The following is a 10512-nucleotide window of genomic DNA, read 5'->3' on the forward strand; positions in this document are numbered from 1 at the left end:
CGAAGCTGTTAGAATCGGCCCCTCCACCCCTGCACGCTGCAGTCTCTCCTGGCCTTGCTCATGTCCTCGCCTTCACGCCTGATCTTCGGTTTCCATTCGATCCTCGCCAGATTGCGGCATGACCCCGGCGCGGTGCGCGAGATCTACGTCGATGCGGCACGCAACGACAGCCGTATGCGCGACCTGCGCACCCATGCCGAATTCGCCGGGGCACGCGTCCTGCTAGTGGCGCACACACGACTCGAAGCCATGGCGCCCGGCGCCAGACATCAGGGCGTCATCGCCACGGTCGATGCGACGCAACGCCATGTGACACTGGACGACGTGCTCGACACGCTCGACCAACCCGCCTTCCTGCTGGTTCTCGACGGCATCCAGGATCCACACAACCTCGGGGCCTGCCTGCGCGTCGCCGATGCCGTCGGAGCACACGCCGTCATCGCCCCCAAGGACCGCGCCGTCGGCCTGACGCAAACGGCCGTCAAGGTAGCCAGCGGCGCTGCCGAGACGGTTCCCTACATCACCGTCACCAACCTCGCGCGCAGCCTGCGCCAACTGAAAGAGCGCGGCATCTGGGTTGTCGGTGCCGATAGCGAGGCGCAAGAGGATCTCTACACCGCCCGCTGGCCGGTCGCCTGCGCCTGGGTCCTCGGTGCAGAAGGGGAAGGACTGCGTCACCTGACTCGCGAGACCTGCGATCAACTGGTGAACATCCCGATGCTCGGCTCTGTAGCCAGTCTGAATGTATCGGTCGCCACCGGCGTCTGCCTCTATGAGGCGAGGCGGCGCGCCGGGAGGTGAATCGGCTCGGCCACCGGGTTGGTTTGTCCGGGCCGGCCATGGAAGCGTCAGGTCTTGTACGAGTAACGGTAGACATAACCCTTGTAGCCGTAGCGATAACTCTGGCGGCTAACGTTGAGGTCATTGAAGACGAAGCCCTTGACCTGGACACCGGCCTGACTCATCCGTCGTACCGCCTGCTCGAGCTCGCGAATCGGGTGCTTGCCGGCCCGCGCGACCATCAACGTCGCTCCGACATGGCGGCCGATGATCGCTGCATCGGAAACGGCGAGCACTGGCGGAGCATCGACGATGACTGTGTCGAAGCGCGCCGCGAGCTCGCCGAGCATCATTGCGAAACGCTCGTGCATCAAGAGTTCGGACGGGTTGGGTGGAATCTGCCCGGTCGTGACCACCCACAGCTTGGGCACCACGGTGGTCTTCAGAATGTCTTCCAGCGTCGCCTGTCCGGCCACATACTCGGAAATGCCGACCGCCCGCTCGATGCCGAATTCCTTGTGCAGATGTCCCCGGCGAAGGTCGGCATCGACGATCACGACACGCTTGTCGACCTGCGCGAGAACGGCACCCAGGTTCTTGGAAATGAAGCTCTTGCCGAGACTCGGACTCGACCCGGTGATCAGCAGCGAGTTGCGCTGCGCGTCGAGCAGTGCGAAGTGCAGGGTGGTGCGCAGGCCGCGCAGACTTTCCACTGCGTCTTCCTGCGGATGGGCAACCGCCAGCAGTTCGCCGCTGCCCACCTGCGCCTTGCGATGCAGCTCCACCTCGATCTTGCTGTGCGGTACCGTGGCATAGACCGGCAGGCCAAGCTGAGATTCAATGATTTCCGGGTCCTCCACGACCACGCGTAGCGAGCGCAGCACCCAGATCACGATCATGCTGACCATCAGGCCGAGCAGCAGTGCAATACCCAGAATGGCGATCGGCTTGGCGCCCACCGGATCGCGGCCGACGGCAGCCGGATCGATGACTCGCACATCACCAACAGTCCCGGCCTTGGAGACCCGCAACTGCTGGGCAGTGTTGAGCAATTCGGTGTAGAGGCGAGTGGACACTTCGACATCACGTGCCAGGCGCAAGACGGTCTGTTGGGTGTCGGGCAGACGCGCGACATCGCTCTCAAACTGTTTGCGACGCTCGTTGAGGCGCGCCAGCTTGTTATCCACCGCCTGAATCCTTGGGTGTTCCGGCGTGAAGTTCTGACGCAATTCATCGCGCTCCTGCTTGAGCAGCACGGCAGCGTTCTCGACATCAACCAGGTTTTTCAGTATCCCCTGGGTCTCCAGGCTCAGGTCGAGCGAACCCCGACTCTGGCGGTAGCTGTTGTAGGCGGCTTCGGCCGTATCGACCTGAGTCTTGAGTGCCGGTAACTGGGTATCGAGGAACTTCAGCGTCTTCTCGGCCTCTGCGGAGCGTCGCTCGACATTCTGGCGAACATAGGTAGTCATGATGTCGTCGAGCACGAGGGCGATCTGTTCCGGCCGCTGCCCGAGCAGGCTCAGTTCGAGAACCCCCGATTTCTTGCCGCGCTCCTTCACCGAATAACTGTTGCGCAGATTGGTGATTGCCACCTCGGCAGAACGCTTCATCAGTTGAAACTCCGTACCCGGCCTCGCCCTGAGTTCTGCTATGAAAATCGAGTAGCCGCGTTCGGTGCTTCTGGACCCCACCTTCCCTTTCAGAACCACCCGATCATCATCGTCAAGGATCTCGAAGGCGCCGCCCTCGCCGGCAATCAGCGTTAGGTTCTGGTCAAGTGCGGAATCGGGAACGTCCAGCGAATCGACCTGGATTCGCTCGCCACCCCAGGCAAAGCCGGACAAACCGAGCCACGGGGAATTCGGTACATCGCCCTCGTAGCGCCTGGCGACTGCAGCGCCAATCACTGGCAGAGTGCGGGGTGAGGCAATCAGGTCAAGCTTGAGTTTGGACACCACCCGCCCGAGGACCATCCGCGAGCTGAGGATCTCGACCTCTGCGGATACGGTGGTATCCTCCCCCAGCAAGGGCTCCAGTGCCTTGAACATGCCTCCGGCACCCTTTTTCTCTTCCACCTGCAGCAGGCCATCCGCCCGGTAGACCGGCTTGCTGACAAACACCCAGCCCAGACCGAGCACGAGTGCCAGCAGGCTGATCGCAGCAATCAGCCAGCGGTAGTCCATGAGTACGGCAATGATTTCACCGAGTGCAACGCCCTCCTCCTCTTCGGCCACCGCCTGCTGTACTGGAGGAAGGAGTGCGCTGGTCATGCCGGCCATACCGCCAGGACCGGGAGAGAGTTTTGACTGGTCGTTATCCATTTGAGATCCGTGGTGATTTTCGTCCGGCAGCTTGCCGGTAGCCAAGCGGGAAGAAAAGAGCTTGCTCGTGGCCGATCAGCATGCAGCGCGCGACCAAGCCGCCGGCTCGGCACCGGCTTCAGGGCTGTCGTCCGCCGAAGAGTGGGTACTGGGTCTGACTGGTGATATCGAGCATGGTCATCGTCGGCAGAATGAGACTGATCACCCGCTGCCAGCGAACGAGGGGTGCTGCATCGACATAAACGATATCGCGCGGCCGCAGCGGAAACCGGTCAGCCAGCAACATGGCATCGGGTAAGCGCGAATCAAGGTGGAACAGCTCCGGCGTATCGCTATTGCCGCGCATGACGTATATCCAGCGCGGGTCGGCCGAACTCTGGTTGATATAGCCAGCGTCGCTGAGCGCCTCGGCAAGCGTCGAGCGCTTCTTGTTCATGACCAGAGAGCCCGGCTTGGCAATCTCCCCAAGCACGAAAATCTTGTTATAACTGCGATCGGCGACGTTGATGATATCGCCCTGCTCGACCATGGGGTTATTGTCGGTACGCCCGTAGTCGTACATCGACTGAATGTCGACCAGATAGGTCGTACCGCGGCGCGTCAGCAACACACGGCTGAAATCGGCCTCCGGAGTAAACCCGCCAGCACGATTGACCGCATCAAGCACGGTCATCGGAATGTCGGTCACCTGCTGGATACCCGGCCTGGCTACCTCGCCGACAACATAAACCTGCTGGCTACGGAAGGCGACCATGCGCACGTCGAGCTGGACCTTCTCGATGAACTTGGCCAGTTTGGCCGAGAGGATCGCCCGTACCTCACTGGTCGTCTTGCCCGCTGCCTTGATCACTCCGGCGTAGGGGAAGAAAATCGTTCCGTCTTCGTTCACCACCGTGCCCGCCTGTTCGGCCGTACGAAAGCTGCCGGCCGGGATGGTCAGCTCCGGGTGATCCCAGACAATGATCGATATGATGTCCCCCGGACCGAGCCGGTAAATGGGGACAGAGGAAGGATTGTCCCCGTTATAGCGCGGATCTTCCCTGGTCGCCGTCCTGGCCGAACTGGTCCCGTCGCCAATCGGCGGACGCGCTGCCTTGAACAGGTCGATGATCAACTCGGCGCTGATCGGCCTGATCTTCAGGTTGGCCGGCACGAGTTGATCGCCCTGCTGTACCGGCAATCGTACGTCAGACTCCTCGCGATGGCTGTAGCTCTGGTTGCCTGGAATGATCGTACAGCCGGCAAGAGTGCTGGCGGCAAGCAGGCACAGCAGAAGCCGGCGAAGACCGACCGACTGGCCGAAAAACAGGTTTCTAGCAAACTCCTTCATTTATTTGCCTCATTTCCTTATCTGACCACCCTGGACAACTGGCGTCGCGCAGTTTACATCATCCCGCAAAGTCCCTGCTACCCGCTGCCGTTCAGGCGATAGGCCGAAACGGTCGCCAGCGCCAGACCATCGACACTCCCTGACATGAGGGTCGCCTCGCGCTTCCCGGTAGGGACGTTCCAGCTACAATTGAAATGAAGAATAACGCCAGTTGCCGAAACTACCAGTGCGTTATTTCACGTCGCTGCGAAACATTGCGCACAACTGGTCTGCCCGTTCAGCAAAGCTTGCTGACCCAGGGATCAAGCGCCTCTTCGATCAGCTGAATGGCCTTGGCATGCGCTTCGTCACTTCGCTGATAGGGATCGGGAATCTCTGTCTTGGTCCAGTGCCCGAGCAGGAAGGTTTTACCGCGGGCCGTGGGGTCCATTGCCAGCACCGCTTCCCGATGGTGCCGTTCCATAACCAGAACCAGTTCCGCCCAACGCAGGCGTTCGGGGGTGAGTTGGCTGGCACGATGGGAACTCAGGTCTACACCGCGCGCATTCATCATGGCAGTAGTTGCCGCCTCGGCCGGATGGTTGACCAGCGCTCCGATACCCGCCGAGCGTGCGTCAACACGCTTGCCTGCCCGTTCAATATGCTGCCGAAGCAGGAACTCGGCCGCCGGGCTACGGCAAATGTTCCCGGTACAGACGGTGAGGATTCTGCTGAACATGACCCAATCACAGGCACGGCGGCGGCACGCTGAGCTCGAAACCCGCGTGGTCACCCTGGATTGCGCGTTGTCCACGTTCGATCGAATAGACCAAGGTGCTGCGCAGGCAACGCCGATCAGCGATCCGGCTCCGTTGGGCAAGTGCAGAAGGCGCGTAGGTTCCACGAAGATCGTTCTCTCCTTCGCGGCACATGAACAAGCGGACCTCAAGTCCATGCTGCCTGGCGATCCGCTTCTTCATGCGCAACGCGTCGCGCCGGATCTTGCCGATCAGATGCTCGTTCCCGGCGCTCGGAATGTTGATGACGCAATAGACGTTGCGCCCGTCGCCGTCCGACCTGTCCGTCTGGTAGACGCTCAACTGGTAATCATAACCGCTGCCGAGTCCTTGCGAAATCAAGCCGATGAAGTGAGAACAGTTTTCCCTGGGCAGGTAGCCTACGAAAATGCCGCGCACCCGTACGGACGGCAGACCCATGCGGCAATTGATCCGACGCAACCACGGCACCAAGCGCCACGGCCGTGCAATCGCCAGAGAATATGCCAGGAAAACACCCAGGAAAGACCAGAACATCAGGTAGTCCGGAACTGCGAGCAAGAGACCGCAGACGCCGATCAGGGCAAAGAGAAACTGCATCCCTGCGGCAAAGACAACGACATCGCAGACGCGAAACCCGGCCCGTATGAACAGGTGATGGAGATGGTAACGATCAGCACGGAAGGGCGACTTGCCCAACCAGATGCGGCGCAGCATGACACCGACCGTATCCATCAGTGGCAAGGCGAACAACCACAATGCGGTGACCGGGGTCATCGCCGGCGCGTCGCCCTGCGACAAAGCGATGAACAGCCAGGCAAAGACAAAGCCAAGCAGCATGCTGCCGTTGTCGCCAAGAAAGACGCGCGCACGGCCATTGCCCGGGTAACGCAGATTGAAGTAGAGGAAACCGGCCACCCCCCCCGACAGCGCGACGATGATAAAGAGGTAAGCTGGATTGCTGGCGGCAAGTGCAACAACGGCAGTCAGGGTCAGACTGACCAGACTCACCGACCCGGACAGACCGTCGATGCCATCGATCATGTTCACTGCGTTGATCAAACCGATCGTGGCAAAGACCGTAAACGGCACGGCGAGCCAGCCGAGATCGATCTGCACACCGGGAAACAGTTCGCCAAGCGAACGCAACTCAACGCCCCCGATGAAGACCATCGACAGGGCAACGACAGCCTGCACGAGAAAGCGGGGTTTGAAACCGATATGCCAGAGATCGTCTGCCAGACCGGTCAGGAAAATGACCGCCCCTCCCAGAATGAGGGCCTGCAGCGGAAACAATAGCGAATCACCAAAAAAACGGTCGCTGAGCATCGCTGCGCCGATCAGGACGGCAATCAGGCCAAAGCCTCCCACGAAAGGAGTGCTCGCTTCATGCTGCTTGTGCCCACCCGGCCGATCCATGATCCCGAAGTGGGCCGCAAGCGCAACGCTCAGGCGGATGGCAACGCCCGAGATCAACACGCAAACTCCAAACAGCACGGCGAACTTCAAGGCCACCTCCAATATCAGTCACCTCGACTTGCCGACACCTTGCAGGAAGGTTGCTGGCGGAGTCTCCAGGGTCCATAGCGCGCAGAGCCCTTTCGGGCTCTGCAGCACCTCCCGCTGGCGCTGGCGCGCCAAACAACACCCTCTGGTGTTTTCTCAGAGGCGGCGGCGCCCCAGGAACAGCCCCAGCAAGCCAATCCCCAGCAACGCCAGCGACTCGGGCTCCGGAATCTTCACATCGTAATTGCCGGAATATGAACGAAGATCGAAGGGGAGTGCCCCTTGGTTGGCGGCATAGACGCCCGAGTTGGTGGGCGAGAAGCCGAACAGATACTCGGTCACACCGCCAACAGATACCTCGACCACTTCGCTGGCACCCAGGCCATTCGGCAGGCTTACACCGAACACGGCGCTCAGGAAGGGCGACGCGTTCAAAATACCCGCCAGACCAATGTGCACGACATGATCACCACCGATATCGACGTACGAGATATTGGGGTCACTGACCAGTTGCCACGGTGCTCTGCCGCCGAGATTGGCGTTGGCCGCATAGAACTGGGCAAGCGCGGCAGCCATTTGCAGGTTGCTCAGAGTGCCGAGACCCGCGGACGAGGCAGCGCCCTGAATATACCGCTGATCAAGCCCACTCTGCCAGTCGGCCAGATCGAGGCTGCTCAAGCTGATCGGTTTGCCATTGACAAAGCCGCTCATGGTCGTCACCGGCCCGCCAAACTTGCTCAGTTCGACGTTGCCCCCCGGGTTTGCAGCGTTGCCGCTGCCGTCCACGAGAACCGCCTGGGCGGCAGCAATCCCGGCGTTCGCCGTCGCAACCAGCGCCGGCGGGTTATCCCACACCAGATAGTTGCCCGAAATACCGGTGATGGTCATCGGGGCAGCCGACGCCCCGGCGGCGGCCACCAGAGCCACAACGGCCAAGGCTACTTGTGATTTGTTGCCGTGTACATTCATCGAAAACTCCTTTGCTTCGGTCACCAGCCCTTTTCGGAAACCGGTTGATGAGGGTTTAAATGGGCTTCACAAGTCTTGGTTTTCAGGGACCCAGGCAGGAACACCCCGCCCCCTCAACAAAACCTGACTCTAGCTTAGTTAAGCAAGATACATACCAGAAATTTTTTTACAATTCATATCAACTAGTTATGCATTTTCTCACAGACAAGCGCAGGTCAAAGTGTAAAAAAACCCGACACCAGCCCTGAGAACAACCAACCAGACTCCTTCCAGGCTTACAAAACCGATGGGCTTGTTGGATGATCGGCAACCGGCAAACCGCTCGGTCTATCAGCGCCTCCCCTCCAGCGTCGAGCAGAACCCTGCCGGCACATCGCCACCCGGGCCAATGCACGGCGGCGCCCGGACCGGATCGGTGACATCCCTGCTTGTCCATCAAGGGGGTCACCCACTGCCGGCACGATTGCCTTGCGGGCAACGTTCGCTGCGCGCTATAGTTGCGGCGCGAATGGGAGAGGGCGGCATGTCCGCCGCCGAAGGCGCAATCCACCCGGAAACGCTCAGGCAAAAGGACCGTTCGTGCAATGAACTCTGGAGAGCGGCGTTCGCCTTTGGCGAAGCGCCCACCGATGGGGCCAGGGCGCAGGCGACACCGGCCGGCAGCCCGAGAATCTCTCAGGTACATGGACAGAGGGGTGAACTCGATTCGGGTTCGCCCCTTTTTCGTTTCTGGAATCCACTTCAACAGGTTCTCCTTACGGATTGATACGATGCAGAAAACTGTCCTGAACGACAGCCACCTTCGGAGCGGGGCCCGAATGGTGGATTTTGGTGGCTGGGAAATGCCGCTCCACTATGGTTCGCAGATCGAGGAGCACCACGCGGTGCGCCGCGATGCCGGCATGTTCGACGTCTCGCACATGTGCGCCGTCGATGTCCGGGGCAGCGATGCCAGAGACTTCCTGCGCCGCCTGCTGGCCAACAACGTCGATCGGCTGCAGATGCCGGGCAAAGCGCTTTACAGCACCATGCTGAACGACGCCGGCGGCGTGATCGACGACCTGATCGTCTATTGTCTTGACGACTGCAATTTTCGCGTCGTTGTCAATGCTGCCACGGCTGCTGCGGATCTGTTGTGGATGGCAGCCCGCCTGAGCGAGTGGGAGCTGGCGGCAACGATCACCGCGCGCCGGGAAGGTAAGGACGCACTGGCAATGATCGCCGTACAGGGCCCACATGCGCGCGGCAGGGTCTGGCAGGCGTTGCCCGAATATCGCGCGGCGTGCGAAGCGCTAAAACCGTTCTTTGCCGCGGTGGTCGGCGAATACCTGATCGCCAGCACCGGCTACACCGGTGAAGACGGCTACGAGATCACCTTGCCCGCTGCACACGCGGAAGGCTTGTGGCGAGCGCTCGCCGAGGCCGGGGTACGGCCCTGCGGTCTGGGTGCCCGCGACACACTGCGCCTCGAAGCGGGGATGAACCTCTACGGCCAGGACATGGACGCCACGATCTCGCCGCTCGATGCCGGACTGGCCTGGACCATCGATCTGCGGTCACCGCGCGACTTTGTCGGCAAGGCTGCCCTCCTCGCCAGACCGCAGCAACACCAGTTTCTCGGCCTGCTGCTGATCGACCGCGGAGTGCTGCGTGCCCACCAGTCGGTACACACGGCACACGGCGACGGCGAAACCACCAGCGGAACGTTCTCTCCAACCCTGCAGCGCGCGATCGCTCTGGCGCGGTTGCCGCTGGCGACAACGCTCGGCGAGGTCGTCCAGGTCGCGGTGCGCGACAAACTCCTGGCCGCCCGCGTGGTCAAGCCCTGCTTTGTCAGAAACGGCAGCAGCCTCGTTTGATTTCAAACCGCCATTTGTCAGATTTGATTCCATTCATCAGGAGAAGAAATGAACATCCCCACCGACCTCAAGTACACGAAAAGCCATGAATGGGCCCGCCTGGAAGCAGACGGTACGGTCAGCATCGGCATCACCGATCATGCGCAGGAGCTGCTCGGTGACCTCGTGTTCGTCGAACTGCCGGAGATCGGCCGCGAACTCGCGGCCGGGCAGGAAGCCGCCGTCGTCGAATCCGTCAAGGCGGCGGCCGACGTATACGCGCCGCTGGCTGGCAGCGTGGTAGACGGCAACTCGGCGCTGACCGACGCACCCGAGATGGTCAACCAGGACGCCTACGCTGCGTGGCTGTTCCGCATGCGGCCGGCCGCCGCCAGTGACCTGGACGTCCTGCTCGACGCCGCAGCCTACCAAGAAATTGTTGCCGCCGCCTAGATAGCACGGAAGCCACCGGAAGATACCATGGATGCCACCCCCCCCTCCCCGCCACTGGCGGCACTGGAACAGCGCGACGATTTCGTCCGCCGCCACATCGGTCCCGACGCCGGTGAGATCGCCGCCATGCTGGCCACGATAGGCGCCGCCAGCCTCGAGGAGCTGGTTGCCCAGACCGTTCCCGCAGCGATCCGGCTGTCTGCACCGCTGGCCCTCGCCGAGCCTCGCCCCGAGGGTGAAACGCTGGCTGCGCTGCGCGCCATCGCCCGCCGCAACCGCCTGCAGCACTCGATGATCGGCATGGGTTACGCTGACAGCGTGACACCCGCGGTCGTGCTGCGCAACGTGCTCGAGAACCCCGGTTGGTACACCGCCTACACGCCGTATCAGGCCGAGGTCGCGCAAGGACGCCTTGAAGCACTGCTCAATTACCAGCAGATGGTGATCGACCTGACCGGGCTCGAACTCGCCAACGCCTCCCTGCTCGACGAAGCCACCGCCGCTGCCGAGGCAATGACCATGGCCCGGCGCGTCAGCAAGTCGAAGTCGCAACGCTTCTA

At 61.5% G+C, this 10512-nt stretch carries 8 protein-coding genes, 1 pseudogene and 2 riboswitches; of the genes and pseudogenes, 4 read left to right on the forward strand and 5 right to left on the reverse strand.

The window, feature by feature from the left end:
• Nucleotides 1-60: 60 nt before the first annotated feature.
• Nucleotides 61-801 carry a 23S rRNA (guanosine(2251)-2'-O)-methyltransferase RlmB gene (gene rlmB / locus JNK99_RS13455; RefSeq protein ID WP_291853940.1) on the forward strand — a complete coding sequence of 247 codons (741 nt, stop codon included), beginning with the start codon at nt 61-63 and terminating at the stop codon, nt 799-801.
• Between the two features lie 47 nt (nt 802-848).
• On the opposite strand, the gene JNK99_RS13460 is transcribed toward rlmB, so the two are convergent.
• From JNK99_RS13460 to JNK99_RS13480, 5 genes are all read right to left on the reverse strand, one after another.
• Nucleotides 849-3050 carry a polysaccharide biosynthesis tyrosine autokinase gene (locus tag JNK99_RS13460; RefSeq protein WP_291853943.1) on the reverse strand — a complete coding sequence of 734 codons (2202 nt, stop codon included), beginning with the start codon at nt 3048-3050 and terminating at the stop codon, nt 849-851.
• A gap of 169 nt (nt 3051-3219) precedes the next feature.
• Nucleotides 3220-4431 (reverse strand): polysaccharide biosynthesis/export family protein, encoded by a 1212-nt coding sequence (locus tag JNK99_RS13465; protein ID WP_291853945.1) that lies wholly within the window; start codon nt 4429-4431, stop codon nt 3220-3222.
• Between the two features lie 277 nt (nt 4432-4708).
• A complete protein-coding gene (locus JNK99_RS13470; RefSeq protein ID WP_291853947.1) occupies nt 4709-5149 on the reverse strand; it encodes a low molecular weight protein-tyrosine-phosphatase in 441 nt (146 codons plus the stop codon).
• Nucleotides 5150-5156: 7 nt separating this feature from the next.
• Nucleotides 5157-6695, reverse strand: coding sequence for an MraY family glycosyltransferase (locus JNK99_RS13475; RefSeq protein WP_291853948.1), 1539 nt, complete (start codon nt 6693-6695; stop codon nt 5157-5159).
• A gap of 153 nt (nt 6696-6848) precedes the next feature.
• Nucleotides 6849-7661 (reverse strand): NF038130 family PEP-CTERM protein, encoded by an 813-nt coding sequence (locus tag JNK99_RS13480; protein WP_291853950.1) that lies wholly within the window; start codon nt 7659-7661, stop codon nt 6849-6851.
• Between the two features lie 499 nt (nt 7662-8160).
• Nucleotides 8161-8247: riboswitch (glycine riboswitch) on the forward strand.
• 3 nt (nt 8248-8250) lie between these two features.
• A riboswitch (glycine riboswitch) is annotated at nt 8251-8354 on the forward strand.
• 77 nt (nt 8355-8431) lie between these two features.
• On the opposite strand from JNK99_RS13480, the gene gcvT reads away from it, so the two are divergent.
• From gcvT to JNK99_RS13495, 3 genes and pseudogenes are all read left to right on the forward strand, one after another.
• On the forward strand, nt 8432-9520 hold the full coding sequence (gene gcvT, locus JNK99_RS13485; protein ID WP_291853952.1) for a glycine cleavage system aminomethyltransferase GcvT: 1089 nt from the start codon (nt 8432-8434) through the stop codon (nt 9518-9520).
• A 48-nt stretch (nt 9521-9568) separates the two neighbouring features.
• Nucleotides 9569-9952: a glycine cleavage system protein GcvH gene (gene gcvH, locus JNK99_RS13490; protein ID WP_291853954.1), complete on the forward strand. Its 384-nt coding sequence runs from the start codon at nt 9569-9571 to the stop codon at nt 9950-9952.
• 27 nt (nt 9953-9979) lie between these two features.
• A pseudogene (locus tag JNK99_RS13495) lies at nt 9980-10512 on the forward strand (glycine dehydrogenase (aminomethyl-transferring)); the annotation flags it as partial.

Source organism: Accumulibacter sp., assembly GCF_016789985.1.
Lineage (GTDB): Bacteria > Pseudomonadota > Gammaproteobacteria > Burkholderiales > Rhodocyclaceae > Accumulibacter.